21 protein-coding genes are annotated in these 23751 nt (G+C 66.5%); 13 read left to right on the top strand and 8 right to left on the bottom strand.

What is annotated here, in order from left to right; translation table 11 throughout:
* The first annotated feature begins 175 nt into the window (after window positions 1-175).
* The 5 genes from ACI766_RS01465 to aguA all read left to right on the top strand — a co-directional run bounded on the left by ACI766_RS01465 (window position 176) and on the right by aguA (window position 5828).
* Entirely contained in the window at window positions 176-1552 is a 1377-nt protein-coding gene (locus ACI766_RS01465) for a glutamine synthetase family protein (protein ID WP_003112937.1), read from the top strand.
* Between the two features lie 255 nt (window positions 1553-1807).
* Window positions 1808-2869, top strand: coding sequence for a polyamine ABC transporter substrate-binding protein (locus ACI766_RS01460; protein ID WP_043088863.1), 1062 nt, complete (start codon window positions 1808-1810; stop codon window positions 2867-2869).
* Between the two features lie 60 nt (window positions 2870-2929).
* Window positions 2930-3595 carry a TetR/AcrR family transcriptional regulator gene (locus ACI766_RS01455; protein WP_003107783.1) on the top strand — a complete coding sequence of 222 codons (666 nt, stop codon included), beginning with the start codon at window positions 2930-2932 and terminating at the stop codon, window positions 3593-3595.
* Window positions 3596-3757: 162 nt separating this feature from the next.
* Window positions 3758-4636, top strand: coding sequence for an N-carbamoylputrescine amidase (gene aguB, locus ACI766_RS01450; protein WP_003111119.1), 879 nt, complete (start codon window positions 3758-3760; stop codon window positions 4634-4636).
* An 85-nt stretch (window positions 4637-4721) separates the two neighbouring features.
* The gene (gene aguA, locus ACI766_RS01445) at window positions 4722-5828 is read left to right on the top strand and encodes an agmatine deiminase (RefSeq protein WP_023104691.1); all 1107 of its coding nucleotides are present in this window, start codon (window positions 4722-4724) and stop codon (window positions 5826-5828) included.
* A 134-nt stretch (window positions 5829-5962) separates the two neighbouring features.
* On the opposite strand, the gene ACI766_RS01440 is transcribed toward aguA, so the two are convergent.
* From ACI766_RS01440 to desA, 6 genes are all read right to left on the bottom strand, one after another.
* The gene (locus ACI766_RS01440; protein ID WP_003084265.1) at window positions 5963-7345 is read right to left on the bottom strand and encodes an OprD family porin; all 1383 of its coding nucleotides are present in this window, start codon (window positions 7343-7345) and stop codon (window positions 5963-5965) included.
* Between the two features lie 612 nt (window positions 7346-7957).
* The gene (locus ACI766_RS01435; protein ID WP_023104693.1) at window positions 7958-8929 is read right to left on the bottom strand and encodes a GGDEF domain-containing protein; all 972 of its coding nucleotides are present in this window, start codon (window positions 8927-8929) and stop codon (window positions 7958-7960) included.
* A 112-nt stretch (window positions 8930-9041) separates the two neighbouring features.
* Window positions 9042-10004, bottom strand: a complete 963-nt coding sequence (locus ACI766_RS01430; RefSeq protein WP_003118724.1) for a LysR family transcriptional regulator — start codon at window positions 10002-10004, stop codon at window positions 9042-9044.
* A gap of 52 nt (window positions 10005-10056) precedes the next feature.
* A complete protein-coding gene (gene speB, locus ACI766_RS01425) occupies window positions 10057-11013 on the bottom strand; it encodes an agmatinase (protein WP_003104498.1) in 957 nt (318 codons plus the stop codon).
* Window positions 11014-11068: 55 nt separating this feature from the next.
* Window positions 11069-12454: a sodium:solute symporter gene (locus tag ACI766_RS01420; RefSeq protein WP_003104497.1), complete on the bottom strand. Its 1386-nt coding sequence runs from the start codon at window positions 12452-12454 to the stop codon at window positions 11069-11071.
* A 228-nt stretch (window positions 12455-12682) separates the two neighbouring features.
* The gene (gene desA / locus ACI766_RS01415) at window positions 12683-13861 is read right to left on the bottom strand and encodes a delta-9 fatty acid desaturase DesA (RefSeq protein ID WP_003104496.1); all 1179 of its coding nucleotides are present in this window, start codon (window positions 13859-13861) and stop codon (window positions 12683-12685) included.
* A gap of 171 nt (window positions 13862-14032) precedes the next feature.
* On the opposite strand from desA, the gene ACI766_RS01410 reads away from it, so the two are divergent.
* The 6 genes from ACI766_RS01410 (at window position 14033) to ACI766_RS01385 (ending at window position 20689) form a co-directional block, all read left to right on the top strand.
* The gene (locus tag ACI766_RS01410) at window positions 14033-16315 is read left to right on the top strand and encodes a putative bifunctional diguanylate cyclase/phosphodiesterase (RefSeq protein WP_003118721.1); all 2283 of its coding nucleotides are present in this window, start codon (window positions 14033-14035) and stop codon (window positions 16313-16315) included.
* Between the two features lie 163 nt (window positions 16316-16478).
* Entirely contained in the window at window positions 16479-16661 is a 183-nt protein-coding gene (oscA, locus tag ACI766_RS01405) for a sulfur starvation response protein OscA (protein WP_003084246.1), read from the top strand.
* Window positions 16662-16837: 176 nt separating this feature from the next.
* Window positions 16838-17836 carry a sulfate ABC transporter substrate-binding protein gene (locus ACI766_RS01400; RefSeq protein WP_003084243.1) on the top strand — a complete coding sequence of 333 codons (999 nt, stop codon included), beginning with the start codon at window positions 16838-16840 and terminating at the stop codon, window positions 17834-17836.
* Between the two features lie 161 nt (window positions 17837-17997).
* Window positions 17998-18816 carry a sulfate ABC transporter permease subunit CysT gene (gene cysT / locus ACI766_RS01395; RefSeq protein ID WP_003084241.1) on the top strand — a complete coding sequence of 273 codons (819 nt, stop codon included), beginning with the start codon at window positions 17998-18000 and terminating at the stop codon, window positions 18814-18816.
* Window positions 18817-18826: 10 nt separating this feature from the next.
* Entirely contained in the window at window positions 18827-19696 is an 870-nt protein-coding gene (gene cysW, locus ACI766_RS01390; protein ID WP_003084239.1) for a sulfate ABC transporter permease subunit CysW, read from the top strand.
* 3 nt (window positions 19697-19699) lie between these two features.
* A complete protein-coding gene (locus ACI766_RS01385) occupies window positions 19700-20689 on the top strand; it encodes a sulfate/molybdate ABC transporter ATP-binding protein (RefSeq protein WP_003104490.1) in 990 nt (329 codons plus the stop codon).
* Window positions 20690-20702: 13 nt separating this feature from the next.
* On the opposite strand, the gene ACI766_RS01380 is transcribed toward ACI766_RS01385, so the two are convergent.
* Window positions 20703-21401 carry an ArsR/SmtB family transcription factor gene (locus tag ACI766_RS01380; protein WP_003104488.1) on the bottom strand — a complete coding sequence of 233 codons (699 nt, stop codon included), beginning with the start codon at window positions 21399-21401 and terminating at the stop codon, window positions 20703-20705.
* A gap of 93 nt (window positions 21402-21494) precedes the next feature.
* Between ACI766_RS01380 and ACI766_RS01375 the strand changes: the two genes are divergently transcribed.
* Window positions 21495-22247, top strand: a complete 753-nt coding sequence (locus ACI766_RS01375) for a sulfite exporter TauE/SafE family protein (RefSeq protein ID WP_003459202.1) — start codon at window positions 21495-21497, stop codon at window positions 22245-22247.
* Between the two features lie 171 nt (window positions 22248-22418).
* The gene (locus ACI766_RS01370) at window positions 22419-23177 is read left to right on the top strand and encodes a M48 family metallopeptidase (RefSeq protein WP_003084230.1); all 759 of its coding nucleotides are present in this window, start codon (window positions 22419-22421) and stop codon (window positions 23175-23177) included.
* 39 nt (window positions 23178-23216) lie between these two features.
* Here ACI766_RS01370 and ACI766_RS01365 read toward each other — a convergent pair whose 3' ends face one another.
* Complete coding sequence (locus ACI766_RS01365) at window positions 23217-23732, bottom strand: DUF962 domain-containing protein (protein ID WP_003107722.1); 516 nt, start codon at window positions 23730-23732, stop codon at window positions 23217-23219.
* Between the last annotated feature and the right edge of the window lie 19 nt (window positions 23733-23751).

The raw sequence follows: 23751 nt of genomic DNA, 5'->3' as shown, positions 1-23751 counted from the left end.
ACCCTTCGACGCGAGGTTTTTTTCGGCTTTTCGTCCGGCGAAAATGCCCTGAAAACGGCCTCAACGCCCCACAAGAGGGCGTTTTTGGCGGCTATTGACATCCCACAGGCTTTCGGATTGACTCATAGCCTACCCCCCGCATGATTGAAATTTTTAACAAAAAAGGTGTTGCATCATGTCGGTACCCCAGCGTGCCGTTCAGCTCACTGAACCGAGCGAGTTCCTCAAGGAACATCCCGAGGTCCAGTTCGTCGACCTCCTTATTGCAGACATGAATGGCGTGGTTCGCGGCAAGCGGATCGAACGCAACAGTCTGAACAAAGTCTTCGAAAAAGGTATCAATCTCCCCGCTTCCCTGTTCGCCCTCGATATCACCGGCTCCACCGTAGAGAGTACCGGCCTGGGTCTCGACATCGGCGACGCCGACCGGATCTGCTACCCGATCCCCGGCACCCTCTCCATGGAACCCTGGCAGAAGCGCCCGACCGCGCAACTGCTGATGACCATGCACGAACTGGAAGGCGAGCCGTTCTTCGCCGACCCCCGCGAAGTCCTGCGCCAGGTGGTGGCCAGGTTCACCGAGATGGAACTGACCATCGTCGCCGCCTTCGAGCTGGAGTTCTACCTGATCGACCAGGAGAACGTGAACGGCCGGCCGCAGCCGCCGCGCTCGCCGATCTCCGGCAAGCGTCCGCAGTCGGTGCAGGTGTACTCCATCGACGACCTCGACGAATACGTCGAGTGCCTCCAGGACATCATCGACGGCGCCCGCGCCCAGGGCATCCCGGCCGACGCCATCGTCGCCGAATCCGCACCGGCGCAGTTCGAGGTCAACCTCAACCACGTCAACGACGCCCTCAAGGCCTGCGACCACGCGGTGCTGCTCAAGCGCCTGGTCAAGAACATCGCCTACGACCACGAGATGGACACCACCTTCATGGCCAAGCCCTATCCGGGCCAGGCCGGGAACGGACTGCACGTGCATATCTCGCTGCTCGACAAGCACGGCAACAACATCTTCACCAGCGAGGATCCCGAGCAGAACGCCGCATTGCGCCATGCGATCGGCGGTGTGCTCGAGACCCTGCCGGCCTCCATGGCCTTCCTCTGCCCGAACGTCAACTCCTACCGCCGCTTCGGTTCGCAGTTCTACGTGCCGAACGCGCCGAGCTGGGGCCTGGACAACCGCACCGTGGCCCTGCGCGTGCCCACCGGCAGCCCGGACGCGGTACGCCTGGAACATCGGGTGGCCGGTGCCGACGCCAACCCCTACCTGCTACTGGCAGCGGTGCTGGCAGGCGTTCATCACGGGCTGACCAACAAGGTCGAGCCGGGCGCGCCGATCGAAGGCAACTCCTACGAGCAGATGGAGCCGAGCCTGCCGAACAACCTGCGCGACGCCCTGCGCGAGCTGGACGAAAGCGAGATCATGGCGAAGTACATCGACCCGAAGTACATCGACATCTTCGTCGCCTGCAAGGAAAGCGAGCTGGAGGAGTTCGAGCACTCGATCTCCGACCTCGAGTACAACTGGTACCTGCATACCGTCTGAGGTAGCGGTATCGGCGCGCCGGTCCTGGGCCGGCGCCGTACGCAGCGAAATCCGGGGCGGTTTCGCAGACACTCAACGCGGGGGCGTCTGTGTCTGGGAAACCGCCCCGGTCCTTTTCTCGGAACCGGGAAATGTGCGCCACGGCACAGCCTGCCGCCACGCCTCCCGCCAGACTCGATGCTGGCCTGCATCAATGCCTCTGCCGCCTGGCTCCGGCACCATCGTCCGCTCCGTTCCGTCCAGCGAGAAGATTCCATGCCCCGCCTTTCCGCCCTGCTGTTCCTCGCCCTCGCACCCTGGCTGGCCCAGGCCGAGGAGACCCTGCGCGTCTACAACTGGAACGACTACATCGACCCGCAGGTGCTCGAGTCCTTCCAGAAGGACACCGGCATCCGCGTCGAGTACCACACCTTCGCCACCGCCGAGGAACTGGACAAGGCGCTGCGCAGTGGCGAGGCGATCGACGTCGCCGTCCCCTCCCACGACACCCTGCCGGCCCTGCTGAAGGACAACCTGCTGCGGCCGCTGGACTTCACCCAGCTGCCCAACCGCAGCCATCTCGACCGTCAATTGCTGAGCAAACTGGCCGCGGTCGATCCTGACAATCGCCACGCCGTCCCCTATCTATGGGGTGCCGTAGGCCTGGCCATCAATACCCCGCAGGCCGAAGCCGCCTATGGCGGGCCGCTGCCCAACAGCTGGAGCCTGCTGTTCGACGCCAGCCAGAGCCAGCGCCTGAAAAGCTGCGGCATCAGCCTGCTGGACGCGCCGGACGAAACCCTGGCGATCCTCCTCAACTACCAGGGCCGCAACCTCGGTCGTACTGCGCCGAGCCAGGTACGCCGCGCCGCCGAGGCGCTGCACGGACTGCGACCGAACCTGCGCTACGTCGACAGCGAGCGCTACATCGCCGACCTCGAAGGCGGTCGCCTCTGCCTGGCCATGGCCTGGGTCGGCGACGCCCTGCGCGCGGCCAAGGCGGGCCAGCCGGTAAGTTTCGAGGTACCGCAGGAAGGCTCGGTGCTGTTCATCGACAACCTGGTGATCCCGGCCGGCGCCCAGCATCCACGCGAGGCGCACCGTTTCATCGACTACCTGATGCAACCGAAGATCGCCGCACAGATCACCGCCGCCACCCTCTACCCCAGCGGCAACGCCGACGCCGCCGGCTTCCTCGATCCCGCCCTGCGCCAGCAACCCGGCCTGTATCCGGACCGCGACACCAGCCTCCGCCTGTTCGCCCTGGAAACGCCGCCGGAAAAACTCCGGCCGGTGGTCGACGAGATCTGGAAGGCCTTCCGCGGCGCCAGCCACTGAGCGGCTTGCCCCGGTCGCGTGAGCTGGCGTCCAATAGCCGCTCACGCCCGGAGACCCGCCATGCAGCCCACCTCGTCCACCCGCAAGCCCCGCGCCAGCAGCCAGGCCCGGATCGCCGCGATCCTCGACGCCGCCCGCGGCCTGCTCGCCGACGAAGGCATCGGCGGCCTGACCATCTATAGCGTGGCCGAACGCGCGGAAATGCCGCCATCGTCGGTCTACCACTTCTTCCCCAGCGTGCCGGCCCTGCTCCAGGGGCTGACCGGCGAGGTCCACGCCGCCTTCCGCGCGTGCCTCGAACAGCCGGTGGACCATGCAGGCCTGCGCTGCTGGCGCGACCTGTCGCGGATCGTCGAGGAGCGCATGCTGGCGGTCTACGCCCGCGACGCGGCGGCCCGCCAACTGATTCTCGCCAGCCACGGCCTGGCCGAAGTCACCCAGGCCGATCGCCAGCATGACGTGCAACTCGGCCAGGCCATGCGCGCCCTGTTCGAGCGGCATTTCCTGCTGCCACCGCTGCCGACCGATATCGAGATCTTCAGCCTGGCCATGGAGCTAGGCGATCGCGTCTACGCATTGTCGGTCCAGCGTCACGGGATCATCGACGCACGCCTGGCGGAAGAAGGCATGCGGGTGTTCGACGCCTACCTGGGGCTCTACCTGCCGCCGATCCTGGAAAAGCGTAGCGAACCATTATCCGGATTTATATCCGATTTAAATCGATAGAAAATCCATAACACCCCCTTAAACCGCTTCACAGTCCGATTTTTATCGGATATAAATCCGCCCATCACTCGATCGGGCGCGACACCCCGTTCCCGCCCGCCCGACCCACAACCGGCCGCCGCCAAGCCCGGCAGCCATCCGAGCCAGCACACGAGGTGCTCCATGACCCGCAACGTCACCGTCGCCGCCACCCAGATGGCCTGCTCCTGGGATCGTCCGGCGAACATCGCCCGCGCCGAGAAACTGGTGCGCCAGGCCGCCGCCAGGGGTGCGCAGATCATCCTGATCCAGGAACTGTTCGAGACCCCCTACTTCTGCCAGAAGCCGAACCCGGACTACCTGCAGCTGGCCACCACGGTCGAGGAGAACGCCGCCATCGCCCACTTCCAGGCCCTCGCCCGGGAGTTGCAGGTGGTATTGCCGATCAGCTTCTTCGAACGCGCCGGGCGCGCCCGCTTCAACAGCATCGCGGTCATCGACGCCGATGGCGGCAACCTCGGGGTCTACCGCAAGAGCCACATCCCGGACGGCCCGGGCTACCACGAGAAGTACTACTTCAATCCGGGCGACACCGGCTTCAAGGTCTGGCAGACCCGCTACGCACGGATCGGCGTCGGTATCTGCTGGGACCAGTGGTTCCCCGAATCGGCGCGCAGCATGGCCTTGCTCGGCGCGGAACTCCTGTTCTACCCGACCGCCATCGGTAGCGAACCGCACGACGCCAGCATCAGCTCGCGCGATCACTGGCAGCGCGTGCAGCAAGGCCATGCCGGAGCCAACCTGATGCCGCTGGTGGCTTCCAATCGCATCGGCCGCGAGGAGCAGGATGGCTACGACATCACCTTCTATGGTTCTTCGTTCATCGCCGACCCGTTCGGCGAGAAAGTCGAGGAGCTGAACCGCACCGAGGAAGGTATCCTTGTCCACACCTTCGACCTCGATGCGCTGGAGCGCACCCGCAGCGCCTGGGGAGTGTTCCGCGACCGCCGGCCGAACCTCTACGGTCCGCTGAAGACCCTGGACGGTTCGCTGGAGTCGTGAGGCCTCGGGAAACGATCCGCGCGGGGAGGCCCCGCGCATTCCGCGCCGGCGTCCGCCGCGCATAGCAACGATTTCAGGAGCAGCGATGAGCAACCCGACCAGCACCCCACGCGCCGACGGCTTCCGCATGCCCGCCGAATGGGAACCCCACGAGCAGACCTGGATGGTCTGGCCGGAACGCCCGGACAACTGGCGCAACGGCGGCAAGCCGGCCCAGGCGGCCTTCGCCGCGGTGGCCAAGGCCATCGCGCGCTTCGAGCCGGTCACCGTCTGCGCCAGCGCCGGGCAGTACGAGAACGCGCGCGCACGCCTCGACGACGGCAACATCCGCGTCGTGGAAATCAGCAGCGACGATGCCTGGGTCCGCGACACCGGCCCGACCTTCGTCATCGACGACAAGGGCGATGTACGCGGCGTCGACTGGGGCTTCAACGCCTGGGGCGGCTTCGAAGGCGGCCTGTACTTCCCCTGGCAGCGCGACGACCAGGTGGCACGCAAGATCCTCGAGATCGAACGGCGCGCCCGCTACCGCACCGACGACTTCGTCCTCGAGGGCGGCTCGATCCACGTCGACGGCGAAGGCACGCTGATCACCACCGAGGAATGCCTGCTCAACCACAACCGCAACCCGCACCTGAGCCAGGCGGAGATCGAGCGGACCCTGCGCGACTACCTTGCGGTGGAGAGCATCATCTGGCTGCCGAACGGCCTCTACAACGACGAGACCGACGGCCACGTCGACAACTTCTGCTGCTACGTGCGTCCCGGCGAGGTGCTGCTGGCCTGGACCGACGACCAGGACGACCCGAACTACCTGCGCTGCCAGGCCGCCCTCCGCATGCTGGAAGAAAGCCGCGACGCCAAGGGACGCAAGCTGGTGGTACACAAGATGCCGATCCCCGGCCCGCTGTACGCGACCCAGGAAGAGTGCGACGGCGTGGATATCGTCGAGGGCAGCCAGCCGCGCGATCCCTCCATTCGCCTGGCCGGCTCCTACGTGAACTTCCTGATCGTCAACGGCGGCATCATCGCGCCGAGCTTCGACGATCCCAAGGACGCCGAGGCCAGGGCGATCCTCCAGCGCGTGTTCCCCGAGCACGAGGTGGTGATGGTCCCGGGGCGCGAGATCCTCCTCGGCGGCGGCAACATCCATTGCATCACCCAGCAGCAACCGGCGCCGCGCAAGGCCTGACGGGCATCCCGCAGGGCGGATGGCCAGCCGCGGCGCTGTTCGCCCTGGCCGGCCCGGCACGCCGAGTGGCGCCATGAATGAAAAAAGCCCGCGTCCTCCAGGAGGACGCGGGCTTTTTCCTGTCCGGCCGGAGCTTACAGCAGCGGCAGGGTGTAGCTGACGATCAGGCGGTTCTCGTCCTGGTCGCGCTGGTTGTTGCTCGAACCGGCAGCCGGCAGGCCGCTGCGGAAGGAGGCGTTCTTCCAGGTGAAGCCCAGGCCCTTGAAGGTGCCGTCCGGGATCACGTAGGCCAGGGAGATATCGCGTTCCCACTCGCTCTGGTCGCCGCGGGCGGTCTTGATCTTGTCGCCGCTCAGGTAAATGGTATTGAAGGTCAGGCCCGGCACGCCGACGGTGGCGAAGTCGTAGCCGTAGCGGACCTGCCAGGTGCGCTCGCCGGCACGCTGGAACTTGCCGATCTGCACGTCGGTGATCAGGTACGCGGTAGAACCTTCGCCATCACCACGGTTCAGGAACGGGAAGTCACTGTCGCCGTTGAGGATCTGGTAGCCGGCGCCGATGCTGTGGCCGCTGACGGTATAGGTGAAGAGGCCGCTGAAGGCGCGGTTGTCGACTTCGCCCTTGGTCACGCCGCTGCCGTAGTAGCCGCTGCTGACGTAGCCGTCGGCACGGCCGGAACGGCTGCCGTTCTTGCCGTCGGAGCTGCTGTCGAAGGCGCGCAGGTCGGTCTTCAGGACGCCCGGGCCAATCTGCCAGTTGTGGATCAGGCCGAGGAAGTGCTGCTTGTAGAAGTCGTCCAGGTTGCCGTAGTAGTACTGCAGGGTCAGGTCCTTGTTGACCTTGTAGTCACCACCCGCGTAGTAGAACTTGTTGCTGTCGCGCGAACTGGCGCTGCTGCCGTTGGCGCCGGCGATGCTCAGGCTGCGGTTGTCGGTGGAGTTACGGCCCTTGGAGTGCTCCAGTTGGCCGGCAACCAGGGTGAAGTCCTTGAGGTCGGTCGAGGTGACCTGGCCGCCCTCGAAGGTGACCGGCAGCAGGCGGCCGTCGTTGTAGGTGACCACCGGCAGCTTCGGCTGCAGGGTGCCGTAGCGGAACTCGGTGTTGGACACCTTGGCCTTGGCGGTCAGGCCCAGGCTGGCGAAGTCGTGCACCGGCTCGCCGTTGCTTTCCAGCGGGAACACGGTGCCCGGCTGGCGGTCCAGGCCGCTCTTGCCGGCACGGCCGCCGCCGTCCAGGCGCACGCCGAGCAGGCCCAGCGCGTCGACGCCGAAGCCGACGGTGCCCTGGGTGAAGCCCGACTGGTAATTCAGGATGAAGCCCTGGCCCCACTCTTCCTGCTTGCTCGGCGAGGCGGTGCCATTGCGGTTGTCGGTATTGATGTAGAAGTTGCGCAGGGTCAGCGATGCCTTGCTGTCCTCGATGAAACCGGCGGCGACCGCCTGTTGCGCCAGGGCACCGAGGGTACCGGCAGTGATGGCCAGGGCCAGTCGTGACTTGTTGATCTTGCGACTCTTCATTGGTCTTTTCCCCATTGGTATTGCTAATTGTCTTCCGGTCGGGGGAAGTGGAACGCGTGGGCCCGACCGGTCGTTGAAACACTGAGCGCCGTACCATCCCGGAAGATGGCGCGCGCGAAACTCGGCATTCGATGGATCAGGAAACGGCGCAACCCGCGACGATGGAACGACGGGGCAGGCAAGCAGGCAGGGAGGCAGCGAACGGAAGCGTGTGCATGGGCGTACTCGTGTCTTGTTATTGTGCGGCGGGTGTCTCGACCCACCGCCAGTGAAGGCAATTTGTAAGCCAATCTTTCCATCGGGCTCCGCCTTCGCGTCCTCTCGGGCTTCCTGCCCTTCTCCCGGCTGACGGGCCGAAGGGTGTCGGCAGAAAACCGCCTATTACAGCTTCCTTTCTGGCGAGTTACCGCCACGTTTCAGAATTCGTTATTTCCCGCGCTTTATAGCGCGTGGGTAATAAACAGTAAAATATCCGCAATAAACCTAAAAAGAATTAATTATTCATATTTAATAGCTTTAAGGAATATTGTACCGCAGCCGCGACCTGCCGGTCGCCTCCCCAAAGAGGTATTCCGTGGCGCCGTCGACAAAACGGAAACGTTTGCCCAGCGGTCAGCCCACGACGATGCAGTCCTTGCCCTGGCGCTTGGCCGAGTACATCGCGGCGTCGGCCCGGCTGTAGAGGGCACCGAGTCCCTCGTCATCGGCCTGGAGGACCGTCAGGCCCTGGCTGACGGTGATCCCGAAGCTGTGCTCGCCCTCCTGGAAGCGCAGGCGTTGCACCTCGCGCTGCAGGCGTTCGCCGATCTGTCGCGCGGTCTGCTCGTCGCAGCCGGGCAGCAGCACGGCGAACTCCTCGCCGCCGATCCGCCCGAACAGGTCGCCACGGCGCAGCGCGGCACTGCCGCTCTGGGCGATACGCTGGAGGACCTGGTCGCCGACCTGGTGGCCGAAGCGGTCGTTGATCTTCTTGAAATCATCGACGTCCAGCAGCAGGAACGCCAACGGTATCCCCTCGCGGCGACACTCCTTGAAGGCCGCCTCGGCACTGTCGAAGAAATAGCGACGGTTGCTGCTCTGGGTCAGCACGTCGGTGGTGGCCAGCCGTTGCAGCTCGCTCTCCATGTGCTTCTTGTCGGTGATGTCCTCGGCGATGCCCACCACCATCAGCGGCAGTCCCGCCTCGCCCTGGCGGCTGACGAAGCACTTGTCGTTGAGCCAGCGGACCTCGCCGTCGCCACGCACGATGCGGTATTCGCGTTGTTCCACGGCGCCACGTTCGAGCACCTGCAGCAGGCTGCTGTCGGCGTAGTCGAGGTCGTCCGGGTAGATGCTGTTGCGCCATTCCTCGTAGTCCGCCAGCAGCAGCGCCGCGGAACGGCCGAAGATTTTATCGTAGGCGGGACTGACGTAGACCATTCGCCGGTTCTGCCAGTCGTAGGCCCAGAGCACCGAGTTGACGCTGGCCAGCAAGGCGCTGAAGAGTTGCTCGCGCTCCTTCAGCCGGGCCACTTCGGCACGGCTGTGCAGCAAGGCCAGCGCGGCCTCCTGCGGGTCTTCGGGAATGCCGGTTAGGTCGTCCATGGATCGTCGCTCTGCTCGCGGAACGGGTTCGACCGCCAACTTAGCGCAGGGGTCGCGGCGATACAGAAATGCCCGCCGAACGGCAGGGAAAGGCTCCAGCCAGTGCGCTTGATCACAATTGCCGAGCGATGCCGTTCGTATTCGCCGGAGCCTGCACGCCCAGTTGTTTCTGCGCCTCGAACAGCGAGCGCAGGAACAGGGTCAGGGTCGGTCGTTCTTCGTGTCCCTGACGGGTAATGCAATGGAATTCCGAGTCGTAGGCCAGTTGCCGTGGCCGGATCGCCCGCATGCGCCCTTCGGCGACCCAGGTGGCGGCATAGTGCGTCGGCAGGTAGCCGATGTAGGTGCCGCTGAAGACCAGGGTAGCGATGGCCTCCATGGTGTAGGCGTCGGTCCCCTGGTTGAAGCGCAGGTCGTGCGGGCGATGGTTTTCCGCCATGTAGCCGCGGCCGACATAGTCGGCGGCGCAGATCTCGTCCAGTGTCGGCTCGTCGTCCGCCCGGGCGAAGAAGGGGTGCGCGCTGCCGCAATAGAGGTTCTGCTCCTCGCGGAACAGGGGTTGGTAGTAGAGCCCGGACAACCGGTGGTGAAAGGCCCCCACCGCCAGTTGCAGGCGCTCTTCCAGCACCGCGTGCTCGAGTTCGTCGGGACGCCGCGTGTGCAGCTTGAGCAGCACCTCCGGGGCGCGCTGGCGAAACAGCCGGATGGCCAGCGGCAACGGCAGGCAATGCTGGCCGATGACGCCATCGACGCAGCCCAGGTGCAACGCCTCGCGATCGCGCCCGCCGAGGCCGCGGACCTGCTCGCGGAAACGGGCGATGTCGCTGAACAGGCCGAGCGCGGCGTCGTAGAGTTCCTGCCCCTCCTCGGTCAACTGGAAACCGCCGTTGCCGCGCCGGCACAGGGAATAGCCCAGGCGCACCTCCAAGTCGCGCACCAGCACGCTCAGGCGCGACAGGCTGGTGTTCAGGCGCGCCTGGGCGGCAGTGAAGCCGCCGGCCTCGACGATGGCACAGAAGGTGCGCAGCATGCGCAGGTCGATGTCGTTGAGGTTGCCCAGCATTCCCGCCCCCATGGCGTTCGGTCCGCCTTCGTTATAGCGCCAAAGCCAGGCCGGCGGAACGCCGTCAGGCGCTTCGCGCGGCCGACTCGGCAAGCAGGCAGAGCAGTTCGAACATCATGGTCGCCCCCACCAGCGCCGTGGCGCCGCCGACATCGAACGGCGGCGAGACTTCCACCACGTCGGCGCCGACCAGGTCCAGCCCGCGCAGGCCGCGGACCAGTTGCTGGGCCTGGAGGCTGGTCATGCCGCCGATCTCCGGGGTGCCGGTGCCAGGCGCGAAGGCCGGGTCGAGCACGTCGACGTCGAAACTCACATAGGTCGGCCCGTCGCCCACCACCCGCCGGGCTTCGGCCAGGGTCGCCTCGACGCCCAGTTCGACGAACTCTTCCATGTGGATCACGCGGATGCCGCACTCGCGGGCGAAAGCGTCGTCGTCCGGCGAATACACCGAGCCGCGAATGCCGATCTGCACCGTGCGCAGCGGGTCGAGCAGACCTTCCTCGATGGCCCGGCGGAATGGCGTGCCGTGGGTGTAGGGGTTGTCGCCGAAGTAGCGGTCGTTGGTATCGGAATGCGCATCGAAATGCACCATGCCCAGCGGCCGCTCGCGACCCAGGGCGCGAAAGATCGGCAGGGTCACCAGGTGGTCGCCACCGACCGACAGCGGCAGGGTACCGGCGGCATGGACCTGGCGATAGAAGCCTTCGATGCGGCGCAGCGAATCGAGCAGGTCGATGGGATTCACCGGCGCATCACCGAGGTCGCCGACCCGCACCAGGTCGTAGGGCGCGATGCGGCTGACGTGATGCACCTTGCGCATCAGGCTGGACAGGTTGCGCACCTCGCGCGGGCCATGGCGGGCACCGGCGCGGTTGGTGGTGCCGCCATCCCAGGGCACGCCGATCAGGCCGACCTGCAGCGCCGCCGGGTCGGTGAACGCCGGCAGGCGCATGAAGGTCGGGATACCGGCGAAGCGTGGAATCTCGGCGGCGTCGAGGGGCTGCGGATGGTCGTTCGACATGGAGCATCTCCGTGTGGCGGGAAGAAAGCGCCGGGCGCCGCCCGGCGCGGTGGGTTCATTCCGGCTGGGCTCGCAGGCTGGCGGCAGGACGGGTAGCCAGGCTGACCGCGACGAAGGTCGCCAGGCTGGCCAGCAGGCCGTAGACGATCGGCGAGTTGGCGAGCAGGCCGTCGCGGGCCATGCAGGCGATCACCGCCAGGCAACCGGCGACGATACTGGCGATCGCCCCCTGCGGACTGGCCCGGCGCCACAGCAGCGCGCCGACGATCGGCACCAGCAGGCCGCCGACCAGCAGGTTGTAGGCGATGCTCAGGGCCGCGATGACATCGTTGACCAGGCACGCCAGGACCAGCATCGCCACGCCCATCAGCAGGGTGATGCAACGGCTCAGACGGATGTCGCTGGTGGTACCGGGGCGGAGGAAGCGCGCGTAGATGTCTTCCTGCAGCACGGTGGCCGCCGCCAACAGGCACCCGCTGGCGGTGGACATGATCGCCGACAGCGCGGCCGCCACCACCAGGCCGCGCAGGCCCGGCGCCAGTACCTCGCGGGTGATCTCGGCGTAGGCGTTCTCCGGCACCGCCAGGTCCGGCAGGAGGACCCGCGCCGCCGCGCCGATCAGCGCGCAGGCGGCGCCGTAGAGCATGCAGTAGACGCCGGCGCCAAGCCCGGCGTAGCGCACCACCGTCTCGCTGCGCGCGGTGAACACCCGCTGCCAGATGTCCTGGCCGATCAGCGCGCCGAAGAAGTACAGGAGGAAGTAGGTGAGGATGGTATCCAGGCCGATGTGGCCGAGGTCGAAGAAGCCCGCCGGCAGCACCTCCTGCATGCGCGCCAGGCCACCGGCGCCGTCGATCGACAACGGCAGCAGGACCAGGAAGATACCGACGGTCTTGATCACGAACTGGATGATGTCGGTCAGCGTAAGGGACCACATGCCGCCGATCACCGAATAGACGATGACGATCCCGCCACCGCAGAGGATCGCCGGGATCCGCGGGATGCCGAATACCACCTCGGTGACCGAGCCGATGGCGATGGTCGCGGTGACCGCCACCATCAGGTCGTAGGCGACCATGACCACCCCGCCGATCAGGCGCGAGGAGGCCTGGTAGCGCTGCTCCAGCACCTGGGTCACGGTGAACACCCGCAGGCGCGCGATCTGCCGCGAGAACACTAGGCTGAGGACGATGATCCCCAGGCCGAGCATGAACACCAGCCACAAGCCGGACAGGCCGAACTGGTAGCCGAGCTTGACCGTACCGATGGTCGACGCGCCGCCGAGCACCACCGCGGCCATGGTTCCCAGGTAGAGGCCGGGGCCGAGGCGGCGTCCGGCGACGAGGAAATCGCTCTGGCTCTTCGCCTTGCGCATTCCGTACCAGCCCAGGCCCAGCATGGCCAGGGCGTAGACCAGCATGATCAGGTAATCCAGCAACATCGCCCGCGCTCCTTTTCTTGTTGTTCTGCGTGACGCCCGGCGTGGCGCCTGGGCACGCCGAAGATAGGCCGGGCGCCGCCCGGGCTGAATCCCGGATCGGGCAAGTCGACTTGCGGAGGAAGAGAAGTATCGGCGGGGCGTCGCATTGGCGACGCCGAAACGCAACGCGCCGGCAGGAGCCGGCGTGTTGCAGAGGCGGCTGACGCACCCGCGAGGGCGCGCCAGGCGTCAGGCGGGACGCAGCGAGTAGGTCTTCAGTTGCGCGGCGAACTCCTTCAGCGACTGGATACCGCTGGCTTCCGCCTCATGCACCCAGTCCTTGATCGCCGCCAGCATGTCGTGGCCGTTGGCGCTGGTCTTGGCCCAGATCTGCTGCAACGCCAGGCGCTTCTCGTAGATCACCTTCAGCGCCTGGCTGTGGGCGAGCATCGAGTCGATGCGCACGTGGTGGCGGTCCTGCAGCAGGCTGGTCTCGCGCGACAGCAGGCGCTTGGCGCGGCGGAACAGGTGGCGCACCGACTCGTCGGCCTTGGCCACTTCCTGCTTGACCAGCGGCGCGATCACCAGCTTGCGGTACTGCGCCATGATCTGGAAGCGGTTGTTGAGGATCGCCATGGCGGTGTCCATGTCCAGGCTGTGCTTGCCCTCGACCCGATGGGCGATCGGCGCGACCCGGGCGACCCTGGCCAGGCGCAGGAAGCTGAACAGCTTGATCCAGGCCCAGCCCAGGTCGAATTCCCACTTCTTCACCGACAGCTTGGCCGAGTTCGGGTAGGTGTGGTGGTTGTTGTGCAGCTCTTCGCCGCCGATGAGGATGCCCCAGGGCACCAGGTTGGTGGCGGCGTCGCGGCATTCGAAGTTGCGATAGCCGACCGCGTGGCCGAGGCCGTTGACCACGCCGGCGGCCCAGAACGGAATCCATACCATCTGCACGGCCCAGACGGTCAGGCCAAGGGCGCCGAACAGGGCCAGGTCGATGAGCGCCATCAGCACCACGCCGCCGATCGGGAAGCGCGAGTAGAGATTGCGCTCGATCCAGTCGTCCGGGCAGTTCTTGCCGTAGATGCGCAGGGTGTCCTGGTTCTTCGCCTCGGCCTTGTACAGCTCCGCGCCTGCGCGCAGGACGGTGAACAGGCCCTTGTGCACCGGGCTGTGCGGATCCTCGACGGTCTCGCACTTGGCATGGTGCTTACGGTGGATCGCGGTCCATTCGCGCGTGTTCATCCCTGTGGTCAACCACAACCAGAAACGGAAGAAGTGCTGCAGCGCGGGGTGCAGGTCGAGTGCACGGTGGGCGGAATAGCGATGCAGGTAGACGGTCACGCTGACGATGGTGATATGCGTCAGCACCAGGGTAACTGCCACCAGTTGCCACGGCGACAGGTCGAGAAAACCGTTGAACCACATAGGCGGTACTGAACCTCGGGGGGACTTGGGAGTGATGAGGGCCTTGTCTGACAAAACCTGGGGGCATTATCACCAAGCGGCTGGGGATTACCATCCGTTCTTTTAGATATGAACAGGGCCGGATGGCCATCATTTATACTGCCCGGCCAATAATTGCCCACTGAAAATCCCATGAGCCCCCGCCTGAGTGCCCTTCGCCTGAGCCTGGCTTATCTCGCAATCGCCATCGCCTGGGCGTTCCTGAGCGATCATTTGTTACAAAACCAGGTCCAGGACCACGACCAACTGGTGTTCTGGATGACCGCCAAGCGGCTGTTCTTCTTCGCCGCAACCGGCCTGCTCCTGTACCTCTACCTGGTACGCCAGTTCCGCCGCAAGGCCCAGGCCTACGACGAACTGCACGGCAGCGAGCAGCGCCTGAACCGCGCCCTGGAAGCGGTGCGCGACGGACTCTGGGACTGGGACCTGGTGACCGACCGGATGTTCGTCTCGCCGGGCTACGCCGCGCTGATCGGCCTCGCTCCGGAGGAACTCGGCGACCCCATCGAGACCTGGAAGAAGCGCCTGCACCCCGAAGAGTACGCCACCGTGCTGGAGGCCCACCGCAACCACCTGCAGGGCCTGACCGACAATCTCGACCACATCTACCGCCTGCGCCACAAGGACGGCGACTACCGCTGGATCCACTCGCGCGGCCGGGTCCTCCGCGACGCCCTGGGCAAGCCGCTGCACTACACTGGCGTGGCCCGCGACATCACCCTGCAGCGGCTCAAGGAAGACCACCTGCGCCAGGCCGCGGCGGTATTCGACAGCACCCGCGAGGGGGTTCTGGTCACCGATGCACAGGCGGTGATCGTGCACGTCAACCCTTCCTTCGAGCGCATCACCGGCTACCGCTCCGAAGACGTGCTCGGCAAGACCCCGGCGATCCTCCGCTCCGGCCGCCAGGACCAGGCGTTCTACCAGCGCCTGTGGCTGGCCCTGCGCGAGCAGGACGTCTGGAGCGGAGAAATCTGGAACCGGCGCAAGAGCGGCGAGATCTACCCGCAGTGGCTGCACATCCGCGTGGTGCGCAACGACCAGGGCCAGCTGACCCACTACGTCGGGGTGTTCTCCGACCTGAGCAGCATCAAGCGCTCGGAGAACGAGCTGGACTTCCTCGCCCACCACGACTCGCTGACCGGCCTGCCCAACCGCGTGCTGCTGCGCGAGCGCATCGAGCAGGCGCTGGAGAACGGCAAGGACCGGACGGTGGCCGGGGCCCTGCTGCTGATCGACCTCGACCACTTCAAGCACATCAACGACAGCCTCGGCCATACAACTGGCGACATGCTCCTCAAGGAGGTCAGCAAGCGCCTGCAACACCAGCTCGACGAGCGCTGCCTGCTGTCGCGACTGGGCGGCGACGAATTCGCCATCCTCGTCGAGAACGACGACCCGGAAGCCGTCGCGCGACTCTCGCAGCGCATCCTCGACGGTTTCAACGCGCCGTTCGACATCCACTGCCAGCCGATCTATATCAGCGCAAGCCTCGGTGTCAGCCTCTACCCGGAAGACGCCAGCGACGTCGACCACCTGATGCAACACGCCGACGCCGCGCTGTTCCAGGCCAAGGACAGCGGGCGTAACGCCTACGCCTTCTACACCCGCGTGCTGACCGCCCGGGCCCGCGCCCATGTCCAGGTGGAATCGGCCCTGCGCCATGCGCTGGATCACGACGAACTGCGCGTCCACTACCAGCCGGTGCACGACCTGGCCAGCGGGCGGATCGTCGGCGTCGAGTCGCTGGTGCGCTGGCAGCATCCCGAGCGCGGCCTGGTGCCGCCAGGCGAGTTCGTCCCGGTGGCGGAGGAATGCGGGCTGATCGCCGCGCTGGACAACTGGGTGCTCAAGCGTGCCTGCCGGCAGATGCGCGAGTGGCAACAGCGCGGCGTCGAGCTGGAGTTCGTCGCGGTCAACGTCTCCAGCCGGCTGTTCAACCGCGGCGGCCTGGAGGAAAGGATCGCCAATGCCCTGGAAGAGTCCGGACTGGAGCCCCGCTACCTGGAGCTGGAAGTCACCGAAAGCGCGGTGATGGAGGACTTCGAGCAGTCCCTCAACCTGCTCTGCCGCCTGCGTATCCTCGGCGTGAACCTGGCCATCGACGACTTCGGCACCGGCTATTCCTCGCTGATGCGCCTCAAGCGGCTGCCGGTGCACAAGCTGAAGATCGACCAGGGCTTCGTCGCCGGCCTGCCCGGCGCGGTGGACGACGCCGCGATCGCCCGGGCGATCGTTGCCCTGGCGCAAAGCATGGGGCTGCGGGTGGTTGCCGAGGGCATCGAGCATCAGGACCAGGCGCTGTTCCTGCGCGAACATGGCTGCGACTTCGGCCAAGGCTACTGGTACGGACGGCCGCAACCGGCGGAAGCGCTGCGCTTCGACCTGCCGCCCGTGGCGCTGCCGGAAGACTGAGCCTGGCGGCGAAGCCGGGCCGCTTCGCCGTCTTATAACCACTTTACCTATAAAGATTCTTAAACAATATTTTTAAGAATATTGCCCACTGCTTACTATGCGCCTCACGCCGCTTCCACTTCGTCGAGCAACGCGGCACCTCGAGCCACAGGAGCAGAGACCCATGAGCGCAACCCTCAGAAGCCTGGATGGCCAGGACGAAGCCACCATCCTGCGTGAAATCCAGAGTGCCCTGCGCGGCCTGCGCTTCGGCGCCGTCGAGATCACCGTGCACAACGGCCAGGTGGTGCAGATCGAGCGCAAGGAAAAATTCCGTCTGCAGCAACCGGCCGTCAAGCAGGCCTGAAGCACACGACCCGACTGGACCACCGGAGGCGTCTCGCCATGAACATCCGTTCGATACCCCATCCGCACCGGTACTGCAGCTGTCGGCCGCGAATGCGCGCCTGACGCCCCGTGTTCCCGTCGTTCCGCCAACACCCCATTAGAACAATCGAAACAGCACACACCTAGGAGCTGCACATGTCCCTTCGTCGTTTCGCCCTGGCCGCACTCGCCAGCGCCCTGGTCTCCGGCCCGGTTGCCGCAGCCACGCAACTGCTGAACGTTTCCTACGACCCGACCCGCGAGCTGTACCAGGCCTACAACGCGGCCTTCATCAAGCACTGGAAGGCCCAGGGCGGCGAGGACCTGACCGTCCAGCAGTCCCACGGCGGCTCCGGCAAGCAGGCCCGCGCGGTGATCGACGGGCTCAAGGCCGACGTGGTGACCCTGGCCCTGGCCGGCGACATCGACGAACTGCACAAGCTCGGCAAGCTGCTGCCGGCCGACTGGCAGGCACGCCTGCCGGACAACAGCACCCCCTACACCTCGACCATCGTGTTCCTGGTGCGCAAGGGCAACCCCAAGGGAATCAAGGACTGGGGCGACCTGACCAAGGAAGGCGTGGAAGTCATCACGCCGAACCCGAAGACCTCCGGCGGCGCGCGCTGGAACTTCCTCGCCGCCTGGGCCTGGGCGAAGAAGCAGTACGGTAGCGACGAGAAGGCCAAGGACTACGTGCAGGCGCTGTACAAGCACGTACCGGTACTCGACACCGGTGCCCGCGGCTCGACCATCACCTTCGTCAACAACCAGATCGGCGACGTGCTGCTGGCCTGGGAGAACGAGGCGTTCCTGGCGAAGAAGGAACAGGGCGGGGAAAACTTCGAGATCGTCGTACCCTCCATCTCCATCCTTGCCGAACCGCCGGTCGCGGTGGTCGACAAGGTGGTCGAGAAGAAAGGCACCCGCAAGGTCGCCGAGGCCTACCTGCAATACCTGTACAGCGAGGAAGGCCAGCGCATCGCCGCGCAGAACTTCTACCGGCCGCGCAACCAGAAGGTCGCCGCCGAGTTCGCCACGCAGTTCCCGAAACTGAACCTGGTCACCGTCGACTCCGATTTCGGCGGCTGGAAGACGGCCCAGCCAAAGTTCTTCAACGACGGGGGCATCTTCGACCAGATCTACCAGGCGCAATGATCGCGACGGCAGACCCGTCGCCCGAACCACGGCCCCTCTCCCAGACCCTCTCCCGGACGGGCGAGGGGGCTAGCAGGCCCGGTCCCGTACCGGGCCCACTGCCGGAAGGAACCGGCACCGGGAGAGCCACCAAGCGTTCCAACGCAGAGTAAGGACAGAACATGTCACGACGCATTTCCCCGGTCATACCCGGCTTCGGGCTGACCCTGGGATACACCCTGGTGTACCTCAGCCTGCTGGTCCTGATCCCGCTGGGGGCCATGTTCCTCAAGACCACCCAGCTCAGCTGGGAGCAATTCTGGGCCATCATCAGCGCGCCGCGGGTGCTCGCCGCGCTCAAGCTGAGCTTCGGCACCGCGCTCGCCGCCGCCGTGCTCAACGGCTTGATCGGCACGCTGCTGGCCTGGGTCCTGGTGCGCTACGAATTCCCCGGACGGAAGATCATCGATGCCATGATCGACCTGCCCTTCGCCCTACCCACCGCCGTCGCCGGTATCGCCCTCACCGCGCTCTATGCGCCGGCCGGCCTGGTCGGCCAGTTCGCCAGCGACCTCGGCTTCAAGATCGCCTATACCCCCCTGGGGATCACCCTGGCGCTGACTTTCGTGACCCTGCCGTTCGTGGTCCGCACGGTGCAGCCGGTGCTCGCCGACATTCCCAAGGAAGTCGAGGAAGCCGCCGCCTGCCTCGGCGCCAGGCCGCTGCAGGTGTTCCGCCATATCCTCGTGCCGGCGCTGCTGCCGGCCTGGCTGACCGGTTTCGCCCTGGCCTTCGCCCGGGGCGTCGGCGAATACGGCTCGGTGATCTTCATCGCCGGCAACATGCCGATGAAGACCGAGATCCTGCCGCTGCTGATCATGGTCAAGCTGGACCAGTACGACTACACCGGCGCCACCGCCATCGGCGTGCTGATGCTGGTGGTGTCCTTCATCCTGCTGCTGCTGATCAACCTGCTGCAGCGTCGCATCGAAACCCCGTAAGGAGGGCGCCATGTCCAGTGCAAGCATTTCCGCTGCCACCGCCAGCGCCTCCCGCCGCGGCAACGCCGGCGGCCGCCTGGCCCTGATCGTCCTGGCCTGGCTGGTCTTCGCCCTGTTCCTCCTGCTGCCGCTCTACGTGGTCCTGAGCGAGGCGCTGAAGCAGGGTTTCGGCACCTTCTTCGAGGCGATCCTCGAACCCGACGCGCTGGCCGCGCTGAAGCTGACCCTGATCGCGGTGGCCATCTCGGTGCCGCTCAACCTGCTGTTCGGTGTCGCCGCCGCCTGGTGCGTGAGCAAGTTCGAGTTTCGCGGCAAGAGCATCCTGGTGACCCTGATCGACCTGCCGTTCTCGGTCTCGCCGGTGATCGCCGGCCTGATCTACGTGCTGTTGTTCGGCGCCCAGGGCTACTTCGGCGAATGGCTGAGCGACCACGACATCCAGATCGTCTTCGCGGTGCCCGGCATCGTCCTGGCGACCCTCTTCGTCACCGTGCCCTTCGTCGCCCGCGAACTGATCCCGCTGATGCAGGAGCAGGGCACCCAGGAGGAGGAAGCCGCCCGCCTGCTCGGCGCCAACGGCTGGCAGATGTTCTGGCACGTGACCCTGCCGAACATCAAGTGGGGCCTGATCTACGGCGTGGTGCTCTGCACCGCGCGGGCGATGGGCGAGTTCGGCGCGGTGTCGGTGGTTTCCGGGCATATCCGCGGTGTCACCAACACCCTGCCGCTGCACGTCGAGATCCTCTACAACGAATACAACCATGTCGCCGCCTTCAGCGTCGCCAGCCTGTTGCTGCTGATGGCGCTGGTCATCCTTCTGCTCAAGCAGTGGAGCGAATCCCGCATGTCCCGACTGAAAAGCAATGCTGACGAGGAATGAACCATGAGCATCGAAATCCGTAACGTCAGCAAGAACTTCAACGCCTTCAAGGCCCTGGACAACATCAACCTGGATATCCAGAGCGGCGAGCTGGTGGCCCTGCTCGGCCCCTCCGGGTGCGGCAAGACCACCCTGCTGCGGATCATCGCCGGGCTGGAAACCCCGGACGCCGGCAACATCGTGTTCCATGGCGAGGACGTCTCGCAGCACGACGTGCGCGACCGCAACGTCGGCTTCGTCTTCCAGCACTACGCGCTGTTCCGCCACATGACGGTGTTCGACAACGTCGCCTTCGGCCTGCGCATGAAGCCCAAGGGCGAGCGGCCGGGCGAGTCCGCGATCAAGGCCAAGGTCCACGAGCTGCTCAACATGGTGCAGCTCGACTGGCTCGCCGACCGCTATCCAGAGCAACTCTCCGGCGGCCAGCGGCAGCGTATCGCCCTGGCCCGCGCGCTAGCGGTGGAGCCGAAGATCCTGCTCCTCGACGAACCCTTCGGCGCCCTCGACGCCAAGGTACGCAAGGAGCTGCGCCGCTGGCTGGCGCGCCTGCACGAGGAGATCAACCTGACCTCGGTGTTCGTCACCCACGACCAGGAAGAAGCGATGGAAGTGGCCGACCGCATCGTGGTGATGAACAAGGGCGTGATCGAGCAGATCGGCTCGCCCGGCGAGGTCTACGAGAACCCGGCCAGCGATTTCGTCTACCACTTCCTCGGCGACTCCAACCGCCTGCAACTGGGCAACGACCAGCACCTGCTGTTCCGCCCCCACGAAGTGTCGCTGTCGCGTTCCGCGGTGGCCGAGCACCGCGCCGCCGAGGTCCGCGACATCCGTCCGCTGGGGGCGATCACCCGGGTAACGCTGAAGGTCGACGGCCAGGACGAACTGATCGAAGCCGAAGTGGTGAAGGACCACGACAGCCTGGCCGGCCTGGCCCGCGGCGAGACCCTCTACTTCAAGCCGAAGGCCTTCCAGCCGGTGGCCAATCTCTGATCCCGCGGCGGGTTCAGCCCGCCGTGCGCTCCGCCAGGCCGCGCAGTCCCGCGCGGCCCTTCGACGACACCTGCAACGCCCGCGAGCCGTCCTGCGGCCGCAACCAGCCCTGGCGCAGACAGGCCTCCAGCAACGCCGCCCCCAGCGCGCCGCCGAGGTGCGGCTTGCGTTCGCTCCAGTCGGGGCAGGCGCAGGCGAACTGCCGACGGCGGCGGCGGACCTCCGCCAGGTCGATTCCCAACCTGGCCAGCCCGGCCTCGCCGGTCGCGCTCAGGCGCAGCGTCCTGCCCTCCTGCTCGATCCAGCCGGCATCCAGCATCCGTGCGAACACACCGACCGCGAGTTCGCCGGCCAGGTGGTCGTAGCAGGTCCGCGCCTCGCGCAACGCCGACGGCGTGCCGTGGCTCGGCGGCAGGCTGCGCCGCTGCGGCTGCAGGGCCAGGGAGGCGCTGGCCAGCGCTTCCACCGCCTGTCCCACTTCCGGCCCGGCCAGGCGATAGAAGCGATTGCGCCCGCGCGCCTCCAGGCTCAGCACGCCGCCCTCGACCAGCCGTCCCAGGTGGCCGCTGGCGGAGGACGGCGAGACGCCCGCCAGCAGCGCCAGCTCGCTGGCCGGGCGGGCGCTGCCATCCATCAGTGCCCAGATCATCTGCGCGCGGCCGGGATCGGCGAGCAGCGCCGCCAGCGAACTGAAGCCGGGATTGAATTGCATGCTTCACCTCCGGATGAAACATTGCCTGTCGACGACGAGAGATACTGGCCGCCATCGCCCGTTCGCGCCAGCCCGAGACAAGGAAGAACCCGCATGTCCGTCGACCTCCACGCCCTGATCCCACTGATCGCCCTCACCTTCCTTCTCGCGGGCTTCGTCAAGGGCGTGGTCGGCCTGGGCCTGCCGACGGTCTCGGTGGGCCTGCTCGGCCTGGCCATGCCGCCGATGCAGGCGGCGGCGCTGCTGATCGTGCCGTCGATGGTGACCAACCTCTGGCAGCTCGCCTGCGGCCCGCGCTTCCTCGGCTTGATGAAGCGCCTGGCCGGCCTGCTGCTCGGGGTGATCGTGGGCACCCTGCTGGTCGGCGCATGGCTCGGCGGCGACGCACCAAGGCAGGCCACCGGCGTGCTCGGCCTGGCCCTGGCGGCCTACGCGCTGCTCGGCCTGGCCGCGATCCCGCTGCACCTGCCGGCACGCCACGAGCCCTGGGCCGGCCCGCTGGTCGGGCTGGCGACCGGCGCGCTGACCGCGGTCACCGGGATTTTCGTGATTCCCGCGGTGCCCTACCTGGGAGCCCTAGGATTGCAGCGCGACGAACTGGTCCAGGCCCTCGGCCTGTCGTTCAGCGCCTCGACCCTGGCCCTGGCGGTCACTCTCGGCGTGCATGGCGACCTGCTCGAACCGCAGATGCTCGGCGCCTCGCTGCTGACCCTGGTCCCGGCGCTGGGCGGGATGCTCCTCGGCCAGTGGCTGCGCCAGCGGATCAGCGCGACGCTGTTCAGGCGCTGCTTCTTCGTCGGTCTCCTGCTGCTCGGCGCCGACCTCGCCTGGCGCGGTTTCCACTGACGCCAGGGACGCATTGCGCACCCGCCAGGGCGGGCCTGCGGCCTTCGCGGGACTTCCGACGAACGGCACAAGTCGCTATCATCCGCCGCCGCGCGACCCCCACCGGGCGCGCGGCACCGGGCGGAACACGCCCGTCCGGCACGGAACGCCACCTATCGCAAGGAGCACACGATGAAGACCCGTCTTTCCCTTTCCGCCCTGGCCCTCGCCTGCGCCACCCTGGCCGGCTGCCAGAACCTGCCCCAGGGGGACCTCATGCAGCACGGCATGATGGCGGTGAAGGCTGCAACCCTGAGCGACGCCGAGGTCCGCCAGGTCGCCGACCAGGCCTGCGCCGAGTCCGACCAGCAAAACCGCATCGCCCCGGCCAACAGCAAGTACGGCCAGCGCCTGGACAAGATCGCCAAGGCCCTGGGCGACCAGATCGACGGCGTGCCGGTGAACTACAAGGTCTACCTCACCGAGGAGGTCAACGCCTGGGCCATGGCCAACGGCTGCATCCGCGTCTACAGCGGGCTGATGGAGCTGATGAGCGACAACGAGATCGAAGGCGTACTCGGCCACGAGATGGGCCACGTCGCCCTCGGCCACACCCGCAAGGCCGCCCAGACCGCCTACGCGGCCGCCGCGGTGCGCGGCGCCGCCGGCGCCTCGAAGAGCGGCGCGCTGGCCGCCCTGTCCGGCTCCCAGCTGGGCGAACTCACCGAATCGCTGGTCAACGCGCAGTTCTCCCAGTCCCAGGAATCCGACGCCGACGATTTCTCCTACGAGCTACTGAAGAAGCGCGGAGTGAACACCCAGGGCCTGGTCACCGCCTTCGAGAAGCTGGCCAAGCTGGGCGGCGGCGACAGCAGCATGTTCGATTCGCACCCGGGCTCCCAGGCCCGCGCCGATCACATCCGCCAGCGCATCGCTGCGGATCGCAAGTAACGCTCCCACCCCGGTCTCCCGCGCTCGCGGGAGACCGCCTCACGCCGCCCGCTTGTGCTCGCGAATGCAGGTCGGGCCGGCGCGCTCCTCGACCTCGCGCTGCACGTCGCCGCGCAGCCCCAGCAGAAAGGCCAGTTCCGCCAGCACGAAGAGCGGACCGACGATCAACCCGCTGAGATCGTCGACGAAGGCCGGCTTGCGCCCTTCGTAGTAATGACCGACGAACTGGATGATCCAGCCGACCACGAACAGGCCGACGCCCCAGCCCAGCCAGGCAGCGGTAGTCCCCGCCGCCAATTGCGCAGCGCCCCACACCGTCAGCGCCAGCAGCGCCGTCATGGCCACGCCGAAGCGCAGGTCCAGGCGCAGGTAGAACAGCGCCGCGGCGAGCGCCAGCAGCAGCGCCGGAGACAGGCCGAACCCCAGCGCCGGCCGCGCCAGCAACACGGCGATGGAGAGGACGATCATCGGAATGCCGATGAAATGGCTGAAGATGTTGCGCCGGTCGCGGTGGTAGGCGGCGTATTGCGCAAGGTGATCGACTAGGGTTTTCATTGTTGTGGTCTCACGCCAG

The organism is Pseudomonas sp. DL (assembly GCF_047199225.1).
Classification (GTDB): Bacteria; Pseudomonadota; Gammaproteobacteria; order Pseudomonadales; family Pseudomonadaceae; genus Pseudomonas; species Pseudomonas aeruginosa.
The sequence above is the reverse complement of the archived record's forward strand: the minus strand, read 5'-3'. Positions and strand labels throughout refer to the sequence as shown.